Raw genomic sequence first — 26413 nt, forward strand, 5'->3', positions numbered from 1 at the left:
GGGGGCGGGCCGAGCCATGCACCTGCTGGTCCGCGAGACGCGCAGCCTGGACGAGGCGGATGCCGCCGTCGATCTCGGCCAGGCGCCCGCGGAGCTGGTGCTGCTTTCCTTCTCCGACGGCGATCTCGGCGCCGCCGCGACGGCCTGGGACGCGATGCCGGAGCCCCGGCCGGAGCTTCGCCTCGCCAGCCTGGGGCGGCTGCGCCATCCGCTCTCGGTCGATCTCTACCTGGAGAACACGCTGGCCGCGTCCCGCTGCGTGGTGGCGCGGCTGCTGGGCGGGCTCGACTACTGGCGCTATGGCGCCGAGGAGCTGGCCGCGCTGGCACGGCGGGAGGGGATCGCGCTCGCGCTGCTGCCCGGCGACGGGCGGGACGATGCGCGGCTGCGCGCCCTTTCCACCCTGCCGGATGCCGCCTGGCGCTGGCTCGACGCGGGTTTCGCCGCCGGCGGGCCGGGGAATGCCGGGGCGGCGCTGCGCTTCATGGCGGCGCTGGCGCGTGATCCGAGGGCCGTCCCGCCCCCGCCGCCCGAGGCGCTTCCCGCCTGGGGCGAGCACGACCTCCCTGGGGATGCAGGCGGGGTGGAGGGGCCCGTCGCCGCCATCACCTTCTACCGCTCGCATCTGCTGGCCGGGGACACCGCCCCGGTCGCCGCCCTGGCGGGGGCGCTGGCGGCGCGTGGCCTGCGGCCCCGGGCGCTGTTTGCCGACAGCCTGAAATCCCCCGATACCGCGCAGGGCATCGCCGCCACGCTGCGCGGCTGGAAGCCGGCGGTGGTGCTGAACCTCACCGGCTTCTCCGCCCGGCGCGCCGACCGGGGAAACGGGGCCGGCTCGCCGCTGGATGCCGCCGGGGTGCCGGTACTGCAACTGCTGCTGTCCTCCGCCCCGCGCGAGGTCTGGGCGGCCTCCACGCGCGGGCTGTCGCAGAGCGACCTCGCCATGCAGGTGGCGCTGCCGGAACTGGACGGGCGGCTGCTCACCACCGCCGTGGCGCACAAGGCGGAGGAGACCGCCCTCCCCGGCCTCGGCTTCGCGCGCATCCTGCTGCGCCCGGACCCCGGCGGCATCGCGCTGGCCGCCGACCGCGCCGCCGCCTGGGCTCGCCTCGCCGCCACGCCGCGCGCCGGGCGGCGACTGGGCATCGTGCTGTCCGACTATCCTGGCGTCGGGGGGCAGGAGGGCCATGCGGTCGGGCTGGACAGCTTCGCCAGCCTCGAAGCCATGCTCGGCCTGTTGCGTGGGGAAGGCTACGACCTGCCCGAGCCGCCGGATGCGGCGACCCTGGCCGAATGGCTCTGCCGCGCCGCGCCTGGGCCCATCCTGTCCCTCGGCCGTTATCGCCGCCTCTTCGCCGCGCTGCCGGAAGCCTTCCGCGCCCGTGTCGGGGCGGCCTGGGGCGATCCGGAGGCGGACCCCGCCGTGGAGGATGGCGGCTTCCGCCTGCGGCACCTGCGCCTCGGCCCGCATCTCCTGGCCATCCAGCCCGACCGGGGCGATCCGGCGCGGCGCAAGGCGAGCTACCACGACCCCGACCTGCCGCCCCGGCACGGCTTCGTCGCCTTCCATCTCTGGCTGCGGGAGGAGGAGCGCATCCATACGCTGCTCCATCTCGGCACGCATGGATCGCTGGAATGGCTGCCGGGCAAGGCGGCGGCCCTGTCGCCGGACTGTGCCCCGGTGGCGCTGGCGGGCGGGCTGCCGGTGATCTACCCCTTCATCGTCAACAATCCCGGGGAGGCGGCCGCCGCCAAGCGCCGCCTCGGCGCCGTCACCATCGGCCATCTCACCCCGCCGCTGCGCGCCGCCGGGCTGCACGAGGAAGGCGCGGTGCTGGAACGGCTGATCGACGATTATGCCGCCGCCGACGGGCTCGACCGCCGCCGCACCGCCCTGCTCCGGCGCGAGATCCTGGACCGCGCCGAAGGCTGCGGGCTGCTCGCCGAGAGCGGCGTGGCGCGGGAGGCGCCCGAGGAGGAGGCGCTGGCCCGGCTCGACGCCTATCTCTGCGACGTGAAGGAGATGCAGATCCGTGACGGGCTGCATGTCTTCGGCCGGGACCCGGCGCCGGAACGCCGCGCGCTGCTGCTGGAGGCCCTGGCCCGCTCCTGCCCGGGGGTCGGCGCGGAGGTCCTGGCCGCGCGGCTCGACGCCTGCGCCCTGGCCGAGCGGGAGGCGCTGCTCGCCGCGCTGGACGGGCGCTTCGTCGCCCCGGGCCCTTCCGGCGCGCCCAGCCGGGGCCGCGCCGACGTGCTGCCCACCGGGCGCAACCTTTTCGCGCTGGACCCGCGCAGCGTGCCGACCCGTTCCGCCCTGGTGCTGGCGGAGAAGGCGGCGGCGGAGCTGCTGCGCCGGCACATGCAGGAACAGGGCGAGTTCCTGCGGCACCTGGTCATCGACCTCTGGGGCAGCGCCACGCTGCGCACCGGCGGCGAGGAACTGGCGCTGGCCCTGGTGCTGATGGGCGTGCGCCCGGCCTGGGACGCGGAATCCGGGCGTGCCAGCGGCATCGAGGTGCTGCCGCTGGCCCTGCTCGACCGCCCGCGGGTGGATGTGACGCTGCGGATCTCCGGCCTGTTCCGCGATGCCTTTCCGGCGCAGATCGCGATCTTCGACATGGCCGTGCGCGCCGTCGCGGCCCGGGAGGAGGAGGCGGAGTGGAACCCGCTCGCCGGAAGCGTGCGGGGCCTGTCCGGCCAGGAGCTGCGCCGTGCCACCGCGCGGATCTTCGGCGCCGCCCCGGGCGGTTACGGAGCCGGGACGGAGGACCTGCTGGCCCGTGGCGGCTGGGACGGAAAGGACGACCTCGCCCGTGCCTACCTTGCCGCTTCCGGCCATGCCTATGGCCAGGACCTCGACGGCAGGCCCGATGCGGAGGGATTCGCCGCCCGGCTTGCCGGGGCGGGTGCCTTCCTGCAGGTGCAGGATCATGCCGAGACCGACATCCTCGACAGTCCCGACCGCGCCGCCCATGCCGGGGGCTTCGCGGCGGCGGCCGGTGGGCTGGGTGCCAGCCCGCGCCTCTATCACGCCGATACCAGCCGCCCCGATGCGCCGAAGCTGCGCGCGCTGGAGGAGGAGATCGCCCGCGTGGTGCGGGGCCGGGCCGCCAACCCGCTCTGGATCGCCGGGCAGATGCGCCATGGGCGCCGTGGCGCCGCCGAGATCGCCCGCGCCGCCGAGGCGCTGCACGGCTTCGCCGCCACCCTTCCCGCGCGCTTCGACCGTCCGTTCGACCTGCTCTTCGAGCACACGCTGGGCGACGGGGCGGTGGACCGCTTCCTGCGCGACAGCAACCCCGAGGCGCGCGAGGCGCTGCGCCGCCGCTTCGCCGAGGCGCTGCGCCGCGGGCTGTGGCGCCCACGCCGCAACAGTGTCGCCGCGCTGCTGGAGGGGGCGTGACCCCGCCCCGAACCCGGGGCTGGTGCCCTTCCCTGCACGAGCCGATGCGCTCGGGCGATGGCTGGCTGGCCCGCGTCAAGCCGCGCCGTTCCACCCTGTCCGCCGGGGCGGCACGGCTGGTGGCGGAACTGGCCGGGCGACACGGCAATGGCCGGATCGAGCTGACCAACCGGGGGAACCTCCAGCTTCGCGGCATCGCGGAGGCGGGCCTGCCGCCTCTGGCCGGGGCGCTGGTCGCGGCCGGGCTGGCCGAGGCCGATCCGGGGGTGGAGCGCCGCCGCAACCTGCTCTGCCCGCCGCTGCTGGGCCATGACCCGGCGCTGGACCCGCGCCTTTCCGCCCTGGCCGCGGCGCTGGAGGCTGTCCAGGCCGATCCGGCGCTGGAGGCGATCCCCGGCAAGATCGGCCTGGCCCTGGATGGCGGCGGCGCCCTGCCACCCGGCATGTCCCGGGCCGACATCCTGCTTCGCGCCGAGGGGGAGGCGCTGCGCCTCTGGCTCGACGGCGGAGCGGAGACGGCGCTCTGCCCCTGGGAAGAGGCGGCGCCTGCCGTGTCCCGCCTGCTGCGCCGCTTCGCCGGCGCGTGTGGATCGGCCGTGCCGCCGAAGCGGCTGCGCGATCTGGTGCGGCAGGATGGCGCCGCCGCGCTGCTGCGGGAGGTGGGCCTCGCGCCGCTTCCCGCCGTCCCCGCCCCGGCCGCCGCGGCGCGACCCGGCTTCCTGCCGCTTGGCCCGTCCGGGGAGGCCGGCGCCTTCCTGCTCGGCCTTCCCCTCGGCCATGTCGGCGCCGCCGGGCTGGCTGCCCTGGCCGGGCTCGCGGAACGGCATGGCGACGGCACACTGCGCCTGACGCCCTGGCGGCTGCTCGCCATCCCCGGTGTCGCGGCCGGCGGGGCCCCGGCGCTGGCCGGAGCCATCGCGGCGGCGGGCGGCATCGCGCGGCACGAGGACCCCCTGCTCCGCATCCGCGCCTGCCCCGGCCTGCGCGGCTGCGCCAGCGCCAGCGTGGACACGGAGGCCGATGCCGCCGCCCTGGCCGGGCGGGGACTGCCGCGCACGGGCTTGCTGCACCTCTCCGGTTGCGCCAAAGGCTGTGCCCATCCCGGCCCCGCCGCCGTCACCCTTGTGGGCGAGGCGGGGTGCTACGGCCTGCGCCGCGACGGCACGGCGCGCGAGGCGCCGGAGCGCCGGGGACTCAGCATCGCCGAGGTGACAGACTGGCTCCTCGGCGCACAGGACAGGGCCGCCCGGGAAGCGGCCCAGGGGACAGGATGACCTACGACTACATCCGCGACGGCGCGGCGATCTACCGCCGGTCCTTCGCCACGATCCGGGCCGAGGCCGATCTTTCGGGGCTTTCGCCGGAGGAAGCCCGCGTCGCGGTGCGCGTCATCCATGCCTGCGGCATGGTGGAGGTCGTGCGCGCCCTCCGCTTCTCGCCCGGCTTCGCCAGCGCCGCCCGGAACGCGCTGCTTGCCGGCAGGCCCATCCTCTGCGATGCGAAGATGGTCGCGCATGGCATCACCCGCCCGCGCCTGCCCGCCGCGAACGAGGTGGTCTGCACCCTCGACGCGCCCGGCGTGCCGGAACTGGCGCGGGAGACGGGCAACACCCGCTCCGCCGCCGCGCTGCATCTCTGGGGGGACCGGCTGGAGGGCGCGCTGGTCGCCATCGGCAATGCGCCCACCGCGCTGTTCCACCTGCTGGAGCTGCTGGATGCCGGCGCGCCCCGCCCGGCGGCGGTGATCGGCCTGCCGGTGGGCTTCGTCGGCGCGGCGGAATCCAAGCAGGCCCTGGCCGCGCGGCACGACGTCCCCTGGATGATCGTGGAGGGCCGGCTGGGCGGCAGCGCCATGGCCGTGGCCGCCGTGAACGCCCTGGCGAGCGAGGCCGAGTAGCGTGACCGCCCTCCCTGCCGCTTCCGGTACGCTCTACACGCTGGGCCTCGGCCCCGGAGATCCGGAGCTGCTGACCCTCAAGGCCGCCCGCATCCTGCGCGGGGCGCCGGTCTTCGCGCATTTCGCCAAGCGCGGCCGCGACGGCCATGCCCGCACCATCGCCGCGCAGCATCTGCCGCCCGCGGCGGAGGAGCTGCGCTTCGAGTATCCCTATACCACCGAGATCCCGGTCGGGGACCCGCGCTATGCCGCCGGCATCGCGGGTTTCTACGAGGATTGCGCCGGCATCCTGGCCCATCGCCTGCGGGCCGGGCAGGATGTGGCCCTGCTCTGCGAGGGCGATCCCTTCTTCTACGGCTCCTCGATGTATCTCTTCGACCGGCTGCGCGGCGAGTTCCGGCAGGAGGTCGTGCCCGGCATCACCGCGATGGGCGGCTGCTGGGCCCGGACGCAGACGCCGGTCGTGCATGGCGACGACATCCTCACCGTCCTTCCCGGCACGCTGGACGGGGCGCGCATGGCGGAGCGGCTGCGCGGCACCGATGCGGCGGTGATCATGAAGGTCGGCCGCAACCTGCCGAAGATCCGCGCCGCGCTGGAGGAGGCGGGCCTCACCGCCCGCGCCCTCTATGTCGAGCGCGGCACCATGGCGGCGGAGCGGATCATCCCGCTCGCCGAGCGCGACGACGCGCCGGCGCCGTATTTCTCGCTGGTGCTGGTCCCGGGCCGGCAGCGGGTGCGATGAGCGGCTGGCTCCGCGTCATCGGCCTCGGGCCGGGCGCGCCGGACCTGCTGGCGCCCGAGGCGGCGGCGGCCCTGGACGGGGCGAGCGACCTGATCGGCTACGGTCCCTATGTCGCCCGCGTGCCGGAACGCCCTGGCCTCGCCCGCCATGCCACCGACAACCGGGTGGAGCTGGACCGCGCCCGCCATGCCCTGGCGCTGGCCGCCGGGGGGGCGCGCGTGGCCGTGGTTTCCGCCGGGGATGCGGGGGTCTTCGGCATGGCCAGCGCGGTGTTCGAGGCACTGGAGGCCGGGCCCATGGAATGGCGCGGGCTGGATGTCGCGGTGGTTCCCGGGATTTCCGCCATGTTCGCCGTGGCCGCCCGGGTCGGGGCGCCGCTGGGCCACGACTTCTGTGCCATCTCGCTGTCCGACAACCTCAAGCCCTGGGCGCTGGTGGAGCGCCGCCTGCGCCTCGCCGCCGAGGCGGGCTTCGCCATCGCGCTCTACAACCCGGTCTCCCGGGCGCGCGCCTGGCAGCTCGGGCAGGCGCTGGACCTGTTGCGCGACATGCTGCCCGGCACGGTGCCGGTGGTCTTCGCCACCGCGGCGACGCGGCCAGAGGAGCGCATCGACATCGTGTCGCTGGAGGACGCCGATCCCGGGCGCGCCGACATGCGGACCCTGGTGCTGGTCGGCAGCGCGGCCTCGCGGCTGGTCGAGCGGCCCGGGCGACGGCCCTGGCTCTACGCGCCGCGCAGCGCCTCATGACGGGCCAGGAGCCAGCGCAGGGCACCGTCGCTGTCCGTCGCGGTTTCGGCGGGGGGCAGCGGGGGGCGCGACACCATCACCACCGGGAGGCCGAGATCCCGCGCCGCCCCCAGCTTCGCCGCCGTCGCGAGGCCGCCGGAATTCTTGGTGACGATGGCCTCGATGCCGTGCTCGCGCAGCAGGCGGCGCTCGGCCTCCACGGTGAAGGGCCCGGCCCCCGGCAGGAAGGTGGCGCGCGGCGGCAGGCTGGCCGGGTCGGGCGGGTCGATGCTGCGGATCAGGTAGTGGTGCCAGGGCGCGGCGCGGAAGGGCGCCAGCTCCTTCTGTCCCACGGTCAGCAGCACGCGGCGCGGTGCCTCGCCCCATGCCCCACCGAGGGCGCGGGTGGCGGAATCCATGTCCGGCATCGGGGTCCAGCGGTCGCCCTCACCCGGCATCCAGGCCGGGCGCTCGATCCGCAGCAGCGGCACGCAAGCCAGCGCCGCCGCCTCCACCGCATGGCGCGACATCTGCGCCGCGAAGGGGTGGGTGGCGTCGATCAGCAGGTCCACCGCCTCGGCGCGCAGGAATGCCGCCAGCCCCGCCACGCCGCCGAAGCCGCCGCGGCGCACCGGCACGGGCTGCGGCCGGGGGGAGCGCGTGGCGCCGGCCAGCGACAGCACCGTGTCGAAGCGCTCGTCCCCCGCCAGCACGATGGCCAGCGCCGAGGCCTCGGTGCTGCCGCCCAGGAGCAGGATTCGCGTCGGCGAGAGGTCGTCCATGATGCGGTGGCTTAGCATCATCGGGCTCGGCGAGGATGGGGTGGAGGGGCTGTCCGCCGCCGCCCGCAGCCTGCTGTCCGGTGCCGCGCATGTCTTCGGCGGGCGGCGGCACCTGGCGCTGGCGGCGCCACTGGTCCGGGGCGAGGCGCATCCCTGGCGCAGCCCGCTCGCGGAAAGCTGGCCGGAGCTGATGGCGCTGCGCGGCCAGCCGGTCGCAGTGCTGGCCTCGGGCGATCCGTTCCTGTTCGGCGCCGGCGCCAGCCTGGCGCGGCTGGTTTCGCCGGAGGAGTTCCTGGCGCTGCCCGCGCCGTCCTCGCTCGCCCTGGCCTGCGCGCGGCTCGGCTGGGCGATGCAGGAGGTGGCGACGGTCTCGCTCTGCGGCCGTCCGCTGGAGATGTTGCGCCCGGCGCTGCAACCGGGCGCGCGGGTGCTGGTCCTGGCCGCCGATGCCGCCACGCCCGGAGCGGTCGCCGGCTTCCTGTGCCGGCATGGCTTCGGCCCGACGCGGATGCACCTGCTGGAAGCCCTGGGCGGACCGCGCGAGCGCCGGCGGAGCTTCCGCGCCGAGGACGGGCCGCCCGGGGCGATCGATCCGCTGAACCTGCTGGCGCTGGAGGTCGAGGCCGCGCCCGGCGCCCGCATCCTGCCGCTTGCCGGCGGGCTGCCGGACGGGTGTTTCGAGCATGACGGGCAGATCACCAAGCGCGAGATCCGCGCCGTCACCCTGTCCAGCCTCGCGCCGCGCCAGGGGGAGATGCTCTGGGATATCGGCGCCGGCTCGGGCTCCGTCGGCATCGAGTGGATGCTGCGCCATCCGGCCAACCGTGCCATCGGCTTCGAGCCCCGGCCCGAGCGGGCCGCCCGCGCCGCCCGCAATGCCGCGCTGCTGGGCGTCCCGGCGCTGCGGGTCGTGGAGGGTGGCGCCCCGGAGGCCCTGGCGGGCCAGCCGGTGCCGGATGCGGTCTTCGTCGGCGGCGGGGTGAGCCATCCGGGCCTGCTCGGCGCCGCCTGGGAGGCGCTGCGCCCCGGCGGGCGGATCGTCGCCAATGCCGTGACGCTGGAGGGCGAGTCCGCCCTCGCCGCCGCGCTCGGCCGGTGGGGCGGCACGCTGGCGCGGATCGGCGTCGAGCGGCTGGACCGGCTGGGGGAGATGCACGGCTTCCGCCCGGCCATGACCGTCACCCAGTGGGCGGCCGAGAAGCCATGAGGGAGGTCGTCGCCGGCATCGGCTGCCGCCCGCTCTGCGCGGCGCAGGAAATCGAGGCGCTGCTGCGCCGTGCCGAGGCCCTGGCCGGGTGCCGGGCCACGCGCCTCGCCGTTCCGGAGTTCCGCGCCGGGACGGCGGGGCCGCGCGAAGCCGCCGGGCGCCTCGGCCTGCCCATCCAGCCCGTTCCGCGCGTGGCGCTGGAAGCCGAGCAGCCCCGCTGCCCCACCCATTCCGCGGCCAGCCTGCGCGCGACGGGGCTGGCTTCCGTGGCCGAGGCCGCCGCGCTCGCGCTGGCGGGGCCGGGCGGGCGCCTGGTGCTGCCCCGCATCGCCTCCGCCAACGCCACCTGTGCCCTCGCGACAGGACCCGCATGACCGTCCATTTCATCGGCGCCGGCCCTGGCGCGCCCGACCTGCTGACCCTGCGCGGCCGCGACATCCTCGCCCGCTGCCCGGTCTGCCTTTATGCGGGCTCCATCGTCCCCGCCGCCATGCTGGAGCACTGCCCGCCCGGCGCCCGGCTGGTGGACACGGCGCCGATGAGCCTGGACGAGATCGAGCGCGAGTATGTCGCCGCCCACGAGGCGGGGCAGGACGTCGCCCGGCTGCATTCGGGCGACCTGTCGATCTACAGCGCCCTGGCCGAGCAGCTCCGCCGGCTGGAGGCGCGCGGCATCCCCTGTACGCTGACCCCCGGGGTGCCCGCCTTCGCCGCCGCCGCCGCCGCGCTGGGCCGGGAACTGACGGTGCCGGAGGTGGCGCAGAGCGTCGTGCTCACCCGCCTGTCCGGCCGCGCCTCCGCCATGCCGCCGGGCGAGACGCTGGAGGCTTTCGGGGCCACGGGCGCGACGCTGGCGATCCACCTGGCCGTCCATGCCATCGCGCGGATCGTGGAGACGCTCACCCCGCTCCATGGCCCGGAATGTCCCGTGGCGGTGGTGGTGCGGGCGAGCTGGCCGGACGAGCGCATCCTGCGCGGCACGCTCGCCACCATCGCCGCGCAGTTGGCCGAGGCCCCGGCGGAGCGTACCGCGCTGGTGCTGGTCGGCCCGGCCATCGCCGCCGAGGGGTTCCGGGAGAGCGCGCTCTACAGCCCCGACTACCGCCGCCGCTTCCGGGGCGGGGCTGGCCCTCAGGCCTCCACGGGGGCGGAAGGCGGCGAGACGTGACGGAAGGGCGCGCGGCCCAGCAGCCGCCCCTCGCGGTCGAAGACCACGAGTTCCAGCATCGAGGGCGCGCCGAGCAGCACATGCGCCGCCGTTTCCCAGGCCCGCAGCGCCACCGCCTCGCCCAGCGCGATCCCGGCCTCCGCCGCCAGGGCGAAGCCCTCGGCCACGGTGTTCGCCGCGGCGATGCGCGCCGCCACGGGTTCCGGCACGCCGCCTTCCCGCGCCAGGGCGGCCAGCGCGCCCAGATCGGCCGAGCCGCGTTTGGAATGCAGGTCGAGGCGACCCTGGGCGAGCTTGGTCATCTTCGCCAGGCCGCCCGCCACGGTGACGCGCGGCACCGGATGCGCGCGCAGGTATTTCAGCATCCCGCCGGCGAAGTCGCCCATGTCGATCAGCGCCTGTTCCGGCAACCCGTGCAGCCGCTGGACGGCTTCCTCGGAGGTGCTGCCGGTGGCGCCGGCGACGTGGTCCAGCCCCATGGCCCGCGCCACGTCGATGCCGCGATGGATGGAGTGAATCCAGGCCGAGCAGGAATAGGGCACCACCACCCCGGTCGTGCCCAGGATGGAGATGCCGCCCAGGATGCCCAGGCGCGGGTTCAGCGTCCGCTGCGCCAGCGCCTCGCCGCCCGGGACGGAGATCTCCACCTCCAGGTCCGGCCCGGCGCCCAGTTCCGCCAGCGCCTCGGCGATCATGCGGCGCGGCACGGGGTTGATGGCGGGCTCGCCCACCGGCAGCGGCAGGCCCGGCCGCGTCACCGTGCCGACCCCTGGCCCGGCGCGGAAGCGCAGCCCGCTTCCCGCCTCCCCCCGCCGCACCGTGGCGCGCACCAGCGCCCCATGCGTCACGTCCGGATCGTCGCCCGCATCCTTGACCACGCCCGCCGAGGCCCAGCCCTCCCCCAGCCGCTGCTCCGCGAGCGCGAAGCCGGGTTCCTCCCCGCGCGGCAGGCGGATGGTCACGGGATCGGGGAAATGGCCGGTCAGCAGACCCGCGCAGGCCGCCTTCGCCGCCGCCGTGGCACAGGCCCCCGTGGTCCAGCCCCGGCGCAAGGGACGCTCCGTCTGCACGCCGCCCAGCATAGGCCCGGCGCCGGGGCCTGTCATGGCGGTGGGCCCTTCGTGGTTCGGGCCGGGGCCAGAGGGGCCCTGCCCCTCTGGACACCCCGCCAAGGGACGTTAGTCCCTTGGAACCCTGTGAGCGCTCCGCGAGGAGGGGGCCTCGACCGCCGTTGCGCCCATCGCGACCGGCGTCCTGTTCCCCCTCCTCGCGGAGCGCTCATGGCGGGGTCTCGGGGGCACACTGTGCCCCTGAGCGGAGGGTCCGGGAGGCAGCGCCTCCCGGTCCAACGGCCCGATCAGGAAGGCCAGACGCCATGAAGGGCCTGATCCTGGCAGCGCCGCGCTCGGGCTCGGGCAAGACGACGGTGGCGCTGGCGCTGCTGGCGGCGCTGCGGGCGCGGGGCGTGGCGGTGCGGGCGGCGAAGTCGGGGCCGGACTATATCGACCCGGCCTTCCACGAGGCGGTGACGGAGCGGCCCTCGCCCAACCTCGACAGCTGGGCCATGCCGGCGCCGGTGCTGCGCGCGATGGCGGCGGAGGCGGGGCGGGATGCGGATGTCCTGCTGGTGGAGGCCTCGATGGGGCTGTTCGACGGGCTGGCGCCCTCGCCGCTCAGCCCGCCGGGGCGGCGCGGCAGCGGCGGCGACCTGGCGGAGGCGCTGGGCCTGCCGGTGCTGCTGGTGCTGGATGTCTCGGGGCAGTCGCAATCGGCCGCCGCCGTGGCGCGGGGCTTCGCCCTGCACCGGCCGGGGGTGCGGGTGACGGGAGTGGTGCTGAACCGCGTCGCCAGTGCGCGCCACCGGGCGGGGGTGGAGGCGGAGATGGCGGAAACCGGGCTGCCGGTGCTGGGCGCCCTGATGCGGGAGGGTGCGATCGCCCTGCCGGAACGGCATCTCGGGCTCGTCCAGGCGCAGGAACTCGGGACGCTGCCGGCGCTGCTGGAACGGTTGCGGGAGGTGGGCGGGGCCCTGGACCTCGATGGCATCCTGGCGCTGGCCGGGCCGCTGCCCGACGGGGAGGTGGTGGATGGCCCGGGTCTTCCGCCTCCGGGGCAGCGCATCGCCCTGGCGCGGGATGCCGCCTTCTCCTTTGCCTATCCGCATCTGCTCGATGGCTGGCGGGCGGCGGGGGCGGAAATCCACCCCTTCTCCCCCTTGGCGGACGAGGCGCCGCCGGAGGGCTGCGACGCCTGCTGGCTGCCGGGGGGCTACCCGGAACTGCATGCCCCGGCATTGGCGGCCGCAACGCGCTTCCGCGAGGGGCTGCGCCGCTTCGCCGGGGCGCATCCGGTCCATGGCGAGTGCGGCGGCTTCATGGTGCTGGGCGAGGCGCTGCAGGATGCGGCGGGCGCATGGCATGGCATGGCCGGGCTGCTGGGCCACCGCACCAGCTTCGCGAAGCGCCGCATGAACCTCGGCTATCGCCGCGCCACGCTGCTGGCGGATGGGCCGCTCGGCCCCGCCGGGACGGTGCTGCGCGGCCATGAGTTCCACTATGCCACGGTGGCCGATCCTGGCGCCGACGCGTCTTTCGCGAGTCTCACCGACGGGCTCGGCCAGCCGCTGCCGCCCTCCGGGGCGTGGCGGGGCCGGGTCAGCGGCAGCTTCTTTCACGCCATCGCCCGCGACGACGGATGACATGACCGCCTTCACGACCCTCGACTCCCTCCGTGCCGCCTGCCTGGACCTGCCCGGGGGCGACGAGGCCGCCGCCGGGGCGGTGGCCGCGCGCCAGGCCCGGCTCACCAAGCCGCCGGGCAGCCTGGGGCGGCTGGAGGAACTGGCCGCCTGGATGGCGCGCTGGCAGCGGCGCGCCATGCCCGGGCTGGAGCGCGTGGAGGTGCTGATCTTCGCCGGCAACCACGGCGTGGTGGCGCGCGGCGTCTCGCCCTACCCGCCCTCGGTGACGGCGCAGATGGTGGCGAACTATGCCGCCGGGGGAGCCGCCATCAATCAGCTCGCCCGGCTGGCCGGGGCGGCGCTGCGCGTGGTGCCGCTGGCGCTCGACACCCCGACGGGGGACTTCACCGAGGGGCCGGCCATGGAGGAGGGGGATTTCCTCGCTGCCGTCTCGATGGGCCATGCCGCGCTGCGGCCGGACACGGAGCTGCTTTGCCTGGGCGAGATGGGCATCGGCAACACCACCGCCGCCGCCGCCCTCGCCGCCGCCCTGTTCGGCGGCGGCGGACATCGCTGGGCCGGGCGCGGCACGGGGGTGGACGATTCCGGCCTCGCCCGCAAGCGCGCGGCCGTGGACGCCGCCCTGGCGCGGCATCCGGAGGCGCGGCGGGACCCGCTTCATGCCGCGCGTACCCTGGGCGGGCGGGAGATGGCGGCCATGCTCGGAGCCGCCCTGGCCGCCCGGCAGCAGGGCGTGCCGGTGCTGCTCGACGGCTATGTCTGCCTCGCCGCCGTGGCGCCGCTGGCCCGCCTGTGCCCCGATGGGCTGGACCATGCCCGGGCGGCGCACCGTTCCGCCGAAGCCGGCTGTGCCACGCTGCTCGCCGCTCTGGGCATGGAGCCGCTGCTCGATCTCGGCCTGCGGCTGGGCGAGGCTTCGGGTGCCGCCCTGGCCGTGCCGCTGCTCCGCGCCGCGCTGGCCTGCCATGCGGGCATGGCCACCTTCGCCGAGGCCGGAGTGTCGGACCGCGAGGCGTGATCCGCCGCCTCGCCGGGCGGCTGCGGGACGACCTGGTGGGCGCCGCCATGGTGCTGACGCGCCTGCCGGTTGGCGCCCTGGCGCGGCGGGGCTGGACGGGCGGGTTGTCCGGCGGCGTCTGGGCCTATCCGCCGGTCGGCGCGCTGGCCGGGCTGCTCGGCGGCGCGGTGGGGGCGCTGGGGCTGTGGCTGGGGCTGCCGGGTGGGCTCGCGGCGGCCTGGGCGCTGGCGGCGCTGCTGCTGCTGACCGGGGCGCTGCACGAGGACGGGCTGGCCGACACCGCCGACGGCTTCGGGGGCGGGCGCGGCCGGGCGCGCAAGCTGGAGATCATGCGTGACAGCCGGATCGGCAGCTATGGCGTGCTGGCGCTGGCGCTGTCCCTCGGCATCCGGGGCCTCGCCCTGGCGGCGATGCCGGGGCCATGGGCGATGGTGGCGTCGCTCGTGGTCAGCGGGGCGCTGGGGCGGGGGGCGATCCTGGGTGTGCTCGCCCTGGCGCCGCCCGCGCGGCCGGACGGGCTGGCGGCACTGCTCGGGCGACCCAGCGCCGGGCTGCTGGCGGGCGGACTGGCGCTGGCGGCGCTGCCTGCCCTGCTTCTGCTGCCCCTGCCGGTGGCGCTGGGCGGAATCCTGCTCACCGGCCTTTGCGCCCTGGGCATGGCGCGGGTGGCCTGCCGCCAGGTAGGCGGCCATACGGGGGATGTGCTGGGTGCCTGCGAACAACTGGCCGAGGCCGTGGTGCTGAGCCTGCTGGCGGCCAGCCTGGGCCACTGGGCGGGGCCTGGGTGACTTGCCGCCCGGCCCCCAGGGATGGGAGGCTGCGGCATGGCCGATCCGGGACAAGCCCACCCTTTCCAGGCGTTCCCGCGGCGCGGGCTGTTGCGCGCCCTGCCCGCCGCCGCGCTGGCTTCCGCGGCATGGCCCGCCGCCTCGCAACCTTCCCCGGAAGGCGCGGCCTGGACCACCACCTGGACCACCGCCTGGACCACCGCCTGGGCCGCCTCCGCCCAGGGACCCTATCCCGTGGGCTTCACCTCCGCCCAGCCGGAGCAGCGTTACAGCCTGCCCGACCCGGCCGGCGGGGCCCGCGACCAGAGCTTCCGCATGGTGCTGCGGCCAGGCTTCTGGGGGCCGCGCCTGCGGCTGCGCTTCTCCAACGCCTTCGGCACGCGGGCACTGGCGATCGGTGATGCCTGGGTGGGGGTGCAGGCCGGCGGCGCCGCGCTGCTGCCCGGCAGCAACCGGCCGCTGCGCTTCGGGGGCGAGGGGCGCATCTCGATCCCGCCCGGCGGCGAGGCCTGGTCCGATCCCGTCCCCCTGCCCTTCGCCGATCCGTCGCCTGCCCTGCTGGAAGGCCGGAAGCTGGCCGTGTCCTTTCATGTCCCCGGGGCGAGCGGGCCGATGACCTGGCACGCCACGGCGCTCCAGACCTCCTACCTCTCCGCGCCGGGAAGCGGGCCGCTGGGGGAGCGGGAGGACGAGGCGGGCTTCCCCTTCCCGACCACCTCCTGGTTCTTTCTCGACGCGGTGGACATGCAGGCCCCGCCCGGCCTGCCCATGGTGGTCGCCCTCGGCGATTCCATCACCGATGGCGTCGGCGCCACGCTGAATGGCGACGACCGTTGGCCGGACGCGCTGGCATGGCGCCTCCGCGCCGCCCATGGCGGGCCGGTGTCCGTGGTGAATGCGGGGATCAACGGCAACCGCATCCTGGGGCCGGAGGGCTACGGTCCCGCCTCTCCCTGGCCGGGTGGCCCACCCGCCCTGGAACGACTGGAGCGGGACGCGATCCGCCTGTCCGGCGTCCGCAGCGTGATCTGGGCGCTGGGGATCAACGACCTCGCCCGCGGCAACGGCGTGGTGCCCGGGACGGTGCTGGCGGGGATGCGGGAAGGCGCCCGGCGCCTGCGGGCCGGCATTCCCGGTGTGCGGCTGGTGGGCGCCACGCTCGTTTCGGCCCTGGCCAGCACCAACCCCGCGCATGGCGGCGCGGAGCAGGATGCGCGCCGGCGTGCGGTCAACGACGCCATCCGGCATTCCGGCCTGTTCGACGCGGTGGCGGATTTCGACCGCGCCACCCTCGACCCGGCCACGGGCGGGCTGCGGCCCGAGATGGTGCCGGGCAGCACCGTGGGGGGCGCGGGGGACGGGCTGCACCCGAACCGGATCGGTTATCTGGCCATGGCCGGGGCGGTGGACCTCGCCACCCTGCTGCCGCCGGGATGATTACCGGGGCGATGACCCTGACCCGGGCGGCAGTTCCACCCGCACCACGCCGCCGAAGCCCGGCGCGGGGGCGAGCAGGTCCGGTGCCTCCCCCCGCAGCAGCGCGGGCAGCACCCGCATCGGCCCGCCATGGGTCACCAGCACGGCATCCCGGGCCGCATGGCGCAGCGCCTCGGCCAGGGCACCCAGCCGCGCCAGGAAATCGGCCATCCCCTCGCCGCCCGGGGGGATGAAGCCGGCGGGATCGGTGGCCCAGGCGTCCAGCGCCGCGCGGGGCACGGCATCCCAGGGCATGCCCTCCCAGTCGCCGAAGTCCAGCTCCCGCAGCCGCGGCTCCAGGCGCGGCGCCGGGCCGAGACGGCGCGCGAGGTCCCGGCAGCGCCGGGCCGGGCTGCTCAGCAGGGCGGGCCGGTGCAGCCAGGCGATGTCCCGGTGCAGGGCGGCGATCTCCACCGGCTCCGCTGGCCGCGCCGCGAGGTCGAGGCGGCCATAGCAGCGCCCCGCCCCCTCCGGCACGGGCAGGTGGCGGATGAGCAGGAGGCGCAGCGGTGCCCTACCCCCGGGCGGAAGGGCGCGGCCCGTCGCTTTCCATCAACATGCCGCGGATGATGTGCTTGAAGGGGGTCAGCCGGTTGCCCAGGCGCAGCGCCGCGTGGCGCGCGAGGCGCGCCGGGGCGCGCTCGTCCGTATAGAGCTTCGCCAGCAGGTTGGTCCCCGCATAGAGCGGCCAGCTCGCCCGGCGGTGCCGCGATTCATAGGCGGCCAGGGGCGCGTCCAGCGCCTCCGCCCGGGCGAGGTCCGCGCCGCGCGTCAGGGCGCCGCGCAGCTCCTCCGCCAGCGTGTGCGCACCGCGCAGGCCGAGGTTGAAGCCATGCGCCGTCACCGGGTGCATCCCCACCGCCGCGTCGCCGATCAGGGCGAAGCGCATCGCCACGAAGCGTCGGGCATAGGCGGTGACCAGCGGATAGGCGTGGCGGCTGCTGACCAGCCGCATCGCGCCGAGGCGGCGGCGGTAGCGCTCCGTCACCTCGGCCGAGAAGGCGCTGCCGTCCAGGGCCACCAGCCGCTCGATCTCCGGCCTGGGCAGGGTGATCACCGCGGAGGAGCAGCGGCCGTTCAGCGGCAGCATGGCGATGGTCTGGTCATGGCCGAACCATTCGGTCGCGACATGCCCGTGCTCGCCCTCGTGCTCCAGGCGGCAGACCAGCATGGACTTGCCGAAATCCGTCACGTCCGCCCCAATCCGCTGCGCCTTGCGGAGCGGCGAGAAGCGCGTGTCCGCCGCCACCACCAGCTTCGCGCCGATCTCCCGCCCGTCGGACAATGCCAGCCGGGCACCCTGGCGGGTGATCGTGGCGTTGGTGACGCTGGTGCCGGCCAGCAGCGTCAGCCCCGCCTGCCCCTGCACCGTGGCGAAGAGCGCGCGGCGGATCAGGTGGTTCGGGACGAGCTGGCCGAGCGCCGCCTCGGCCCGGTCGGACACGTCGAAATGCAGGGCGTAGGGAGAGCCGCCGTTCAGCACCCGCGCCTCGCGCAGTGCCGAGGCGGCACCGGAGGGCAGCCGGTCCCAGGCGCCCAGGGCGCGCAGCAGGTCCTGCGAGAGATGGGTGAGCGCGATCTCGCGCCCGTCGAAACCGGGGTCGGCCAGCCGCGCCTCGGCCTGCGTCTCGATCAGCGCCAGCGAAAGCCCGCTGCCGGCCATTTCCCGCGCGAAGGCGAGGCCCACCGGCCCGCCGCCCACGATCGCCATGTCGAACTGCATCTTACGCTCAACCCCCGGATCGCCGGATGCCCCTGTCCCGGCCGGAACAGCCCGGGGAGCATCCCGATGGATCAACGCCTGTGAAGGGGGGAGAAGGGTGGGGCGACCTACGGGATTCGAACCCGTGACATCCAAGACCACAACCTGGCGCTCTACCGACTGAGCTAAGGCCGCCACACGGTGTGGCGCGGTGTAAGGCCCGCCCGTGGCGTCGTCAACGGGGGTCGCGCGCGAAGTTTGGCGCGTCCCCTGCCGCCTTCCCTTCCCTCCGTCCTAGACCACCCGCGCCTTGCTGCCCGCTTGGCCGCCCGCCTGCTCGCGCCCGGCCTTCCAGGCCTCCAGCCGCGCCAGGGCCTCGTCCAGCACCTCCAGCCGCTTGCAGAAGGCGAAGCGGGCATAGTGGCTGGGTGCGTCCGGCCCGGCATAGAAGGCGCTGACGGGGATCGCCGTCACCCGTGCCGCCTCGGTGATGTGGCGGCAGAAGGCCACGTCGTCCCCGGCGAAGCCCAGCGGCCGGAAATCGGCGGTGATGAAGTAGGAGCCCATGGCGGGCAGCACGCCGAAGCCCAGCCGCTCCAGCCCCGCCGCGAGGTGATCGCGCCTGGCCTGGAGCCCGCCGGACAGCGCCTCGAAATAGCCGTCCTCCTTGCCCAGCCCCAGCGCCACCGCCCGCTGCAGGTTGGGCGGCGTGGTGAAGGTCAGGAGCTGGTGTGCCTTGGCCACGTTCGGCGCGACGGAGCGGTCGCAGGTGATGTAGCCCACCTTCCAGCCGGTCAGGCTGAAGGTCTTGCCGGCCGAGCCGATGCGCAGGCAGCGTTCGCGCATGCCGGGCAGCGTCATCAGCGGGATGTGCTTCCATCCGTCGAAGGTCAGGTGCTCGTAGACCTCGTCGCAGACCGCGTAGGCATCGTGGCGCTGCACCAGCTCCGCGATGAAGGCCAGCTCGGCGGCGGTGAAGACCTTGCCCGCCGGGTTCATCGGGCTGTTCAGCAGGATCGCCTTGGTCTTCGGGCCGAAGGCGGCGGCCAGTTCGGCGCGCGGCAGCTCCCATTTCGGCGGCGAGAGGCGCACCAGCTTCGGCACCGCGCCCAGCATCCGCACCACCGGCAGGTAGGTGTCGTAGAGCGGCTCGATCAGCACCACCTCGTCGCCCGGGTCGAGCAGCGCCATCAGGCAGGCGGTGATCGCCTCGGTGGCGCCAGAGGTCACCACCACCTCCGCCACCGGGTCGATCTCCATCCCATAGAAGCGGTGGTTCGCGGCGGCCACGGCCTCGCGCAGCTCGGGCACGCCGGTCAGCGGCGGGTACTGGTTGCGGTTGTCCAGCAGCGCATCCGCCGCGGCCCGCACCACATCGGCCGGCCCTTCCTCGTCCGGGAAGCCCTGGCCGAGGTTGATCGCCCCGTGCTGCGCCGCCAGCGCCGACATGACGGTGAAGACCGTGGTGCCGGTGGCCGAGAGCAGGGCGTTCTGCGGCCGGGCGGCCTTCGATTCGACGTTCTGGGGGCTGCCTGGAGGCTTCATCTCTGGGTGTGCTTCGTTTCCGATGGGAGACCCGGCGGGGCGCTCCCGATTCTCACGGAACCCGCCGCGGCGGACCCGGAAGCGGGCCCTGGCGCGGGGGTCTGGGGATGCGGCGGCCCGACTCCGGCGCAACGGTCCGGCCCGCGCCATGCCGGGTTTTCCGTGCGGGTTTCCAGGCCCGGGAGGATAATGGGACCCCCGCCACGGTGGCGCAACCATGTCTCCTGGTGGCATCTGCCGCCAAAACGGGCAGAATGCCGCCCGGAACGGCGCATCCCAGGGGCGTGAGCGGTGAAAACCGCCCGCCACGGCCATTGCCGGCGCGGCACGGGCCGTGCAACACCGGGTACGCCCGTGTCGCGGGCCAGCGCCGGCAGGACAAGGCCGGCGATCGCGAGGGGAAACGGCCCTCGCGCCGTCAGGTGGCGCGGGGAAACGGGACGGCGGAGCCGATGAAGAAGATCGAGGCCATCATCAAGCCCTTCAAGCTCGACGAGGTGAAGGACGCCCTCCATGAGATCGGGCTCCAGGGCCTGACGGTCGTGGAGGCCAAGGGCTTCGGGCGGCAGAAGGGCCATACGGAGCTCTATCGCGGCGCCGAATACGTGGTGGATTTCCTGCCCAAGGTGAAGATCGAGGTGATCTGCCCCGACGACCTGGCGGAACGCGCCATCGAGGCCATCACCACGGCCGCCCGCACCGGGCGGATCGGCGACGGCAAGATCTTCGTGTCCGACGTGCAGGAGGTGATCCGCATCCGGACCGGGGAACGCGGCGAGGACGCCGTCTGACACAGCGAGATTCCGGGCGACCGGCTCCGGGTTGGGTGTCCCGAGGGAACCCGCAGGGGCCGGCGGCCGGCGGAACGTGGGCCGGACGGCCCGCGAAGTGATTGCCACGTTCTAGGGAACAGGATCAGGACACGATGGCGAAGAAGCCCGCAGCAGCCCCGGGGGTCCCGGACGGCGTCTCCAAGGTCATGGACATGATCAAGGAGAATTCCGTCGAGTACGTGGACTTCCGCTTCACCGATCCGAAGGGCAAGTGGCAGCACACGGCCCAGCACGTCTCGACCGTCTCCGAAGAGGTCTTCACGGACGGCATCATGTTCGACGGCTCTTCGATCGCCGGCTGGAAGGCGATCAACGAGTCCGACATGATCCTGATGCCGGACACGACCAATGCCTGCATGGACCCGTTCTCGGCCAAGCCGCAGCTGATCCTCTTCTGCGACATCATCGAGCCCTCGACCGGCCAGGCCTATGCCCGTGACCCGCGCGGCACCGCCAAGAAGGCCGAGGCCTATGTGGCGTCCTCCGGCATCGGCGACACCGTGCTGGTCGGCGCCGAGGCCGAGTTCTTCGTGTTCGACGACGTCAAGTTCGGCACCGGCGGCAACTTCGGCCACTACAAGCTCGAGAGCATCGAGGGCCCCGGGGCCAACATGAAGGACTACCCCGAGGGGAACATGGGCCACCGCCCGCTGGTGAAGGGCGGCTACTTCCCCGTCCCGCCGGTCGATAGCGAGATGGACCTGCGCGCCGAGATGCTCTCGACCATGATCGAGATGGGCCTGCCGGGCGAGAAGCACCACCACGAGGTGGCGCAGTCGCAGCACGAGCTGGGCACCCGCTTCGGCAAGCTGGTGACGATGGCCGACCAGATGCAGATCTACAAGTACTGCGTCCACAACGTCGCCCACAGCTACGGCAAGACGGCGACCTTCATGCCGAAGCCGATCTATGGCGACAACGGCTCGGGCATGCACACGCACCTGTCCATCTGGAAGGACGGGAAGCCCATGTTCGCGGGCAACGGCTATGCCGACCTGTCGGAGATGTGCCTGTTCGCCATCGGCGGCATCATCAAGCACGCCAAGGCGATCAACGCCTTCACCAACCCGTCCACCAACTCCTACAAGCGCCTGATCCCGGGCTTCGAGGCGCCCGTGCTGCTCGCCTACTCGGCGCGCAACCGCTCCGCCTCCTGCCGCATCCCCTACACCACCAGCCCGAAGGCCAAGCGCGTCGAGGTCCGCTTCCCCGACCCGACCGCGAACCCCTACCTCTCCTTCGCGGCCCTCACCATGGCGGCGATGGACGGGATCAAGAACAAGATCCATCCGGGCGAGCCGATGGACAAGGACCTGTACGACCTGCCGCCGGAGGAACTGAAGGACATCCCGACGGTGTGCGGCTCGCTGCGCGAAGCGCTGGAGAGCCTGGCGGCCGACCACGAGTTCCTGCTCGCGGGCGACGTCTTCTCGCGGGAGCAGATCGAGAGCTACATCGACCTGAAGTGGAACGAGGTCTATCGCTTCGAGCACACGCCGCACCCGGTCGAGTTCGAGATGTACTACTCCGCCTGAACCCGCGTTCCGGGCCGCCCGATGCGGGTGGCCCGGCCGGCGGAGCAGGGGTTTCGAAGGGCGCCGCGAGGCGCCCTTCGTGCTTTCCGCTCGCTTGTTCTTGTCGGAAGCCGGTCCCGCCCGCTCCTTGCGCCGTGGCCACGGACCTCTATTTTCGATCTTTCGTGAAACACTGTGCCGAAGGAAGCATCGTGACCCTGGAAACGACCGATTGACCTCAGCGGACGTCCTGACGGCGTTGCGTGACGCCACAGCCACCCTGCACGCCCGTCTCGACGCCGGGATCGATCTGGACCAGCACCTGGCATCCCCGGCGGCCTATGCGCGCTTCCTTTCGGCCATGCTCGGCATCGTGGCGCCGCTGGAGGCGATGCTGGACCGCTTCGACTGGCGGGCCACCGGCCTCGCGCCCGACACGGCCCGCTGGCGCACGCCGCTGCTGCGGAACGACCTCCGCTTCCTGGGCCTGCCGTCCGCGGAGCTGGATGCCCTGCCCCTCGCCCCTTCCCCGCCCCCTCCCGCGACAAGGGATGCCGCCTTCGGAGCCCTCTACGTGCTGGAAGGCTCCGCCCTCGGCGGACAGGTGATCCTGCGCCGGGCGGAGGCCCTGCTCGGCCTGGGTCCGGAGCGCGGCGCATCCTTCCATGCCAGCCTGGGCCGGCCGGTCGGCGAGGGCTGGCGGCGCTTCCGCCAGGCGCTGGCGCTCCATTGCGCCGATGCCGGGGGCGCCTGCGACGCGGCCCGCGACAGTTTCCACCGCCTGGAATCCTGGCTTTCCGCCACGGAGGCCCGGTACGAACCCGGCCGCGCCGCGCTGGCCGGGGCGCCGGCGTGACCCGGCCCCCGCCCTCCCTGCCGCTGCCCGACCTCCATGCCCTGCCCGGCCGCCCGGACACGAGCACCTGCGACCGCGAGCCGATCCATGTGCCGGCCTCCATCCAGCCCCACGGCCTGCTGCTGGTGCTGGACCCGGACACGCTGCGGGTCCTGCAGGCCGCCGGGGACATGCAGCATCTCCTGGGCATCCCGCTGGATGCGGCGCTGGGCGAGGAGGCGGGCCGGCTCCTGCCGTCCGAGGCCATCCAGGCGCTCTGCGCTCCGGCCCCCGCCCCGCAGGAGCCCGGCCCGCCCCGCCTTCCCACGGGGGCCCGGCTGCTGAGCGGGGTGGAACTGCGCCCGGGCCACTTCTTCGACCTTCAGGGCCGCGACAGCCCCGCCGGGATCATCGTGGAGATCGAGCCCCGGGGCGTGCCGGGCCCGGTGCGCCAGGACGACACGCTGGCCCTGGTCCAGGGCATGATCGCCAGCCTCCAGGGTGCCGCGACCGCCCGGCAGTACTGCGAGGCGGCGGCCGCGACGATCCGCGACATGACCGGCTTCGACCGCGTGATGGTGTACCGCTTCGAGCCCGACGACACGGGCTGCGTCGTGGCGGAAGCCAGGGCGGAGGGGATCGGCTCCTATCTCGGCCTGCACTTCCCCGCCTCGGACATCCCGAAGCAGGCCCGCGCCCTCTACCTGCGCAACTGGATGCGGCTGATCCCCGACGCGCACTATATCCCGGAGCCGCTCATGCCGGCGCTCAGCCCGAGGACGGGCGAGGCGCTGGACATGTCCGACTGCTCGCTGCGCGCGGTCTCCCCGATCCATCTGCAGTATCTGCGGAACATGGGCGTGCAGGCCTCCATGTCCCTGTCCATCCAGCAGGGCGGACGGCTCTGGGGGCTCATCGCCTGCCACCACCGGACCGCCTGGCACCTGCCCGTCGCCCTGCGCGCGGCCTGCGAGATCTTCGCCCAGATGTTCTCGCTGCAGCTCGAAACGCTGGAGCAGCGGGAGGACCATGAGGATGCGCTGCGCATGCGCCGGGTGCACGAGCATCTGGAACAGGTCATGGCGCAGGAGGAGGAGCTCGGCGAGGGGCTGATCCGCCAGCGGCCGAACCTGCTCGACTACCTGGAGGCGGGCGGCGTGGCGGTGATGGCCTCGGGGCGATACGCCACGGCCGGCCAGACCCCGACGCGAGAGCAGGTCAACGGCCTGGTGGAATGGCTGCGCGGCACCGTCGAGGAGCGGATCGTGGCGCTGGACCGCCTGCCGGAGCTCTATCCCCCGTCCCGGGAATTCGCCGATGTCGCCAGCGGCGTCCTCGCGCTCTCGGTGAGCCGCGCGCCCCAGGACTATATCCTCTGGTTCCGGCCGGAGATGGTGCGGACGCTCCACTGGGCGGGCAACCCGGACAAGCCGGTGGAACCGGGCGCCGGGCCCGGGCAGCTTTCGCCCCGCGCCTCCTTCGCCACCTGGACCGAGACGGTGCATGGCCGCGCCCGGCCCTGGCGGGCGGTGGAGATCGAGGCGGCGCAGGCGCTGCAGCTCAGCCTGCTGGAAGTGGTGCTGCGCCGGATCGAGGATGCCTCCGAGGAGCGCGGACGCGCCCGGGCGCAGCAGGACCTGCTGATGGCGGAGCTGGACCACCGGGTGAAGAACACCCTGGCCAATATCCAGGCCCTGGTGCGCCACACCAAGAGCGGCGCCGGCAACCTGGAAGGCTTCGTCCACGACTTCGACCGGCGCATCCGCGCCATGGCGGTGGCGCACAGCCTGCTGACCAGCACGCGCTGGGAGGGGGCGGACCTGCGGGCCCTGGCGGAGGAGGAGCTTCGTCCCTATCGCAACGCCAGCGAGCAGCGCGTCATCGTCGCGGGGCCGGAGGTCCGGCTGAAGCCGAAGGCGGCGCTGGCGCTGAGCCTCGCCTTGCACGAGCTGGCGACGAATGCCGCGAAATACGGCGGGCTGTCGGTGCCGGAGGGACAGGTCGCCGTCACCTGGAGCATGGATGGCGAGCGCATCATCCTGCACTGGGTGGAAAGCGGCGGCCCGCCGGTGCAGCCGCCGCGCCGCCGCGGCTTCGGCTCGACCGTGGTGGAACGCGGCCTTTCCTATGAGCTCGGCGGCCAGGCGAAGCTCAACTTCGACCCGGCCGGGCTGCGCTGCGCGGTGACCATCCCGCTGAAGCAACTGGTGGAAAGCGCGCCCGCCTCGCCCACCGCCGCGCCGCGCCGGCCCGAACCGGCCCCGGGCACCATCGCCGGGCGCCGCATCCTGGTGGTGGAGGATGCCGCGCTGGTGGCCATGCAGGTGAGCCGCGCGCTGGAGGATGGGGGTGCCGTGGTTGTCGGCCCCGTCGCCGCGCTGGCCCAGGCGATCCGCCTCGCCGTTTCGGCACGGATCGATGCCGCGCTGCTGGATGTGGACCTCGATGGGGAAAGCGTCTTCCCCGTGGCCGATGTCCTGGCGGAGCGGGGGATTCCCTTCCTGTTCACCACCGGCTTCGACGCCGCCACCATCGTGCCCGAGCGGTTCCGGGGCACCACGGTGCTGGGCAAGCCCTATGGCACCGACGACATCCATCTCTGCATCGTCGCCCTGCTGCGCGACCGCCCACCGGCTGGCGAGCCAATGGGCTAGAGCCGGGGGCTGAGCCGCCAGGACGGGTGGCGCGGCCCGTCGGCATCGCGCTTGCTTCCCCCCGTCTTCGCCGCCGTGGAAACATGGCGGATCACACCGAGGGGGAATCGGGACTGTGGAATCGTTTTTCCGCCTGCGCGAGCACAGCACCACACCGCGCACGGAGATCATGGCGGGCTTCGCCACCTTCCTGACGATGGTCTACATCGTCGTGGTCAATCCCAACATCATGGCCGCCGCCGGCATCGACCAGGGGGCCTCCTTCGTGGCCACCTGCCTTGCCGCCGCCATCGGCTCCGCATTGATGGGACTGCTGGCCAACTATCCCATCGCCCTGGCGCCGGGCATGGGGCTGAACGCCTATTTCGCCTTCGCCGTGGTGGGCGGCATGCACATCCCCTGGCAGGTGGCGCTGGGCGCCGTCTTCCTGTCGGGCCTCATCTTCCTCGCAGTCTCTGTGCTGCGGATCCGCGAATGGCTGATCAACACCATCCCGCTCTCGCTGAAGCTCGGCATCGCCGCCGGGATCGGCTTCTTCCTCGGCATCATCGGGCTGCAGGGCATGGGGCTCGTGGTGGCGAACCCGGCCACCATGGTCGGGCTGGGCCATGTGGCGGAACCGAAGGTGCTGCTCTCCTGCCTCGGCTTCCTGCTGATCGCCGGCCTGGTGGCCCGCAACGTGCCGGGCGGCATCATCATCGGCATCCTCGTCACCGCGCTGCTCGGCATCCCCTTCGGGCTGACCACCTTCCACGGCGTCGTGTCGCTGCCTCCCTCGCTGGCGCCGACCTTCCTGCAGCTCGACATCCCCGGCGCCATCGGCCTTGGCGTGGCGGGGATCGTCTTCACCTTCTTCATCGTGGACCTGCTGGACAACGCGGGCACGCTGATCGGAACCACGCACCGCGCCGGGCTGATGCGGCCGGACGGCTCCGTGCCGCGCCTCGGCCGCGCGCTGCTGGCCGACAGTGGCGGCGCCATCATCGGCTCCGTGCTCGGCACCTCCACCACCACCAGCTACATCGAGAGCGCGGCGGGCATCCAGGCCGGGGGCCGCACCGGCCTCACCGCCCTGACCGTGGCGGTGCTGTTCCTGCTGACGCTGTTCCTGGCGCCGCTCGCCACCTCCATCCCCGGCTATGCCACCGCGCCAGCGCTGGTCTTCGTCGCCTGCCTGATGGCGAAGTCGCTGCGCGACCTGGACTGGGAGGACCTCACCGACTACGCGCCGGCCATCATCACCGCGCTGTCCATGCCACTCACCTTCTCCATCGCCTCCGGCATCGGCATCGGCTTCATCACCTATGCCGTCACCAAGGTGCTGGCCGGCAAGGCCGGGCAGGTGTCGGGCGCGGTCTGGCTGATCGCCCTGCTATCCGCGGTGAAGTTCGGGATGGGCGCGGGCTGAAACGCGGAC

22 protein-coding genes and 1 tRNA gene are annotated in these 26413 nt (G+C 74.1%); 17 read left to right on the forward strand and 6 right to left on the reverse strand.

Annotated elements, in window-relative coordinates; translation table 11 throughout:
- Positions 1–16 precede the first annotated feature (16 nt).
- The 5 genes from cobN to cobJ are packed head-to-tail and all read left to right on the forward strand — an operon-like array spanning position 17 to position 6794.
- A complete protein-coding gene (cobN, locus tag CTJ15_RS10620) occupies positions 17–3403 on the forward strand; it encodes a cobaltochelatase subunit CobN (protein WP_099781559.1) in 3387 nt (1128 codons plus the stop codon).
- On the forward strand, positions 3400–4677 hold the full coding sequence (gene cobG / locus CTJ15_RS10625) for a precorrin-3B synthase (RefSeq protein WP_126281868.1): 1278 nt from the start codon (positions 3400–3402) through the stop codon (positions 4675–4677). Before cobN ends, cobG begins: the two co-directional genes overlap by 4 nt.
- Entirely contained in the window at positions 4674–5300 is a 627-nt protein-coding gene (locus tag CTJ15_RS10630) for a precorrin-8X methylmutase (RefSeq protein WP_019462577.1), read from the forward strand. Before cobG ends, CTJ15_RS10630 begins: the two co-directional genes overlap by 4 nt.
- Position 5301: 1 nt before the next feature.
- Entirely contained in the window at positions 5302–6045 is a 744-nt protein-coding gene (locus CTJ15_RS10635; protein WP_019462576.1) for a precorrin-2 C(20)-methyltransferase, read from the forward strand.
- Positions 6042–6794, forward strand: a complete 753-nt coding sequence (cobJ, locus tag CTJ15_RS10640; RefSeq protein ID WP_019462575.1) for a precorrin-3B C(17)-methyltransferase — start codon at positions 6042–6044, stop codon at positions 6792–6794. The genes CTJ15_RS10635 and cobJ overlap by 4 nt, the downstream gene beginning before the upstream one ends.
- Here cobJ and CTJ15_RS10645 read toward each other — a convergent pair.
- Positions 6770–7555, reverse strand: coding sequence for a cobalt-precorrin-6A reductase (locus CTJ15_RS10645; RefSeq protein ID WP_099781561.1), 786 nt, complete (start codon positions 7553–7555; stop codon positions 6770–6772). The genes cobJ and CTJ15_RS10645 overlap by 25 nt on opposite strands.
- Between CTJ15_RS10645 and cbiE the strand changes: the two genes are divergently transcribed.
- From cbiE to cobM, 3 genes are read left to right on the forward strand one after another with little or no spacing between them, the layout of a single operon-like run.
- Positions 7554–8762: a precorrin-6y C5,15-methyltransferase (decarboxylating) subunit CbiE gene (cbiE, locus tag CTJ15_RS10650; RefSeq protein ID WP_099781562.1), complete on the forward strand. Its 1209-nt coding sequence runs from the start codon at positions 7554–7556 to the stop codon at positions 8760–8762. The two genes, CTJ15_RS10645 and cbiE, sit on opposite strands and share 2 nt — an antisense overlap.
- On the forward strand, positions 8759–9136 hold the full coding sequence (locus CTJ15_RS10655) for a cobalamin biosynthesis protein (RefSeq protein WP_019462572.1): 378 nt from the start codon (positions 8759–8761) through the stop codon (positions 9134–9136). Before cbiE ends, CTJ15_RS10655 begins: the two co-directional genes overlap by 4 nt.
- Positions 9133–9930 carry a precorrin-4 C(11)-methyltransferase gene (cobM, locus tag CTJ15_RS10660; protein WP_099781563.1) on the forward strand — a complete coding sequence of 266 codons (798 nt, stop codon included), beginning with the start codon at positions 9133–9135 and terminating at the stop codon, positions 9928–9930. Before CTJ15_RS10655 ends, cobM begins: the two co-directional genes overlap by 4 nt.
- Here the strand turns inward: cobM and CTJ15_RS10665 are convergent.
- Positions 9894–11036: a cobalt-precorrin-5B (C(1))-methyltransferase gene (locus CTJ15_RS10665; protein WP_051004980.1), complete on the reverse strand. Its 1143-nt coding sequence runs from the start codon at positions 11034–11036 to the stop codon at positions 9894–9896. The genes cobM and CTJ15_RS10665 overlap by 37 nt on opposite strands.
- A 269-nt stretch (positions 11037–11305) precedes the next feature.
- Here CTJ15_RS10665 and CTJ15_RS10670 point away from each other — a divergent pair, with 269 nt between their 5' ends.
- From CTJ15_RS10670 to CTJ15_RS10685, 4 genes are read left to right on the forward strand one after another with little or no spacing between them, the layout of a single operon-like run.
- Positions 11306–12628: a cobyrinate a,c-diamide synthase gene (locus CTJ15_RS10670; protein ID WP_058390321.1), complete on the forward strand. Its 1323-nt coding sequence runs from the start codon at positions 11306–11308 to the stop codon at positions 12626–12628.
- A gap of 1 nt (position 12629) precedes the next feature.
- On the forward strand, positions 12630–13649 hold the full coding sequence (gene cobT / locus CTJ15_RS10675) for a nicotinate-nucleotide--dimethylbenzimidazole phosphoribosyltransferase (protein ID WP_058390320.1): 1020 nt from the start codon (positions 12630–12632) through the stop codon (positions 13647–13649).
- Complete coding sequence (locus CTJ15_RS10680; protein ID WP_226946105.1) at positions 13646–14437, forward strand: adenosylcobinamide-GDP ribazoletransferase; 792 nt, start codon at positions 13646–13648, stop codon at positions 14435–14437. The genes cobT and CTJ15_RS10680 overlap by 4 nt, the downstream gene beginning before the upstream one ends.
- Before the next feature lie 36 nt (positions 14438–14473).
- Entirely contained in the window at positions 14474–15874 is a 1401-nt protein-coding gene (locus CTJ15_RS10685; protein WP_075822606.1) for a GDSL-type esterase/lipase family protein, read from the forward strand.
- Here CTJ15_RS10685 and CTJ15_RS10690 read toward each other — a convergent pair whose 3' ends face one another.
- The 4 genes from CTJ15_RS10690 to CTJ15_RS10705 form a co-directional block, all read right to left on the reverse strand.
- Positions 15875–16390 carry a histidine phosphatase family protein gene (locus tag CTJ15_RS10690; RefSeq protein ID WP_075822607.1) on the reverse strand — a complete coding sequence of 172 codons (516 nt, stop codon included), beginning with the start codon at positions 16388–16390 and terminating at the stop codon, positions 15875–15877.
- Between the two features lie 37 nt (positions 16391–16427).
- Positions 16428–17636 (reverse strand): 5-demethoxyubiquinol-8 5-hydroxylase UbiM, encoded by a 1209-nt coding sequence (ubiM, locus tag CTJ15_RS10695; RefSeq protein WP_099781564.1) that lies wholly within the window; start codon positions 17634–17636, stop codon positions 16428–16430.
- Positions 17637–17734: 98 nt separating this feature from the next.
- Positions 17735–17810: transfer RNA gene (locus CTJ15_RS10700), tRNA-His, on the reverse strand.
- Between the two features lie 99 nt (positions 17811–17909).
- Complete coding sequence (locus CTJ15_RS10705) at positions 17910–19160, reverse strand: aminotransferase (RefSeq protein WP_075823056.1); 1251 nt, start codon at positions 19158–19160, stop codon at positions 17910–17912.
- A 452-nt stretch (positions 19161–19612) separates the two neighbouring features.
- Between CTJ15_RS10705 and CTJ15_RS10710 the strand changes: the two genes are divergently transcribed.
- The 5 genes from CTJ15_RS10710 to CTJ15_RS10730 all read left to right on the forward strand — a co-directional run bounded on the left by CTJ15_RS10710 (position 19613) and on the right by CTJ15_RS10730 (position 26404).
- On the forward strand, positions 19613–19951 hold the full coding sequence (locus CTJ15_RS10710; RefSeq protein ID WP_019462713.1) for a P-II family nitrogen regulator: 339 nt from the start codon (positions 19613–19615) through the stop codon (positions 19949–19951).
- A 134-nt stretch (positions 19952–20085) separates the two neighbouring features.
- Positions 20086–21528, forward strand: a complete 1443-nt coding sequence (gene glnA, locus CTJ15_RS10715) for a type I glutamate--ammonia ligase (RefSeq protein WP_099781565.1) — start codon at positions 20086–20088, stop codon at positions 21526–21528.
- Positions 21529–21739: 211 nt separating this feature from the next.
- Entirely contained in the window at positions 21740–22363 is a 624-nt protein-coding gene (locus tag CTJ15_RS10720) for a biliverdin-producing heme oxygenase (RefSeq protein WP_076970242.1), read from the forward strand.
- Entirely contained in the window at positions 22360–24996 is a 2637-nt protein-coding gene (locus tag CTJ15_RS25115) for an HWE histidine kinase domain-containing protein (RefSeq protein WP_126281869.1), read from the forward strand. The genes CTJ15_RS10720 and CTJ15_RS25115 overlap by 4 nt, the downstream gene beginning before the upstream one ends.
- A gap of 115 nt (positions 24997–25111) precedes the next feature.
- The gene (locus CTJ15_RS10730) at positions 25112–26404 is read left to right on the forward strand and encodes an NCS2 family permease (protein WP_171979129.1); all 1293 of its coding nucleotides are present in this window, start codon (positions 25112–25114) and stop codon (positions 26402–26404) included.
- The last annotated feature ends 9 nt before the right edge of the window (positions 26405–26413 follow it).

Source organism: Roseomonas sp. FDAARGOS_362 (genome assembly GCF_002754815.1).
GTDB lineage: Bacteria > Pseudomonadota > Alphaproteobacteria > Acetobacterales > Acetobacteraceae > Roseomonas > Roseomonas mucosa.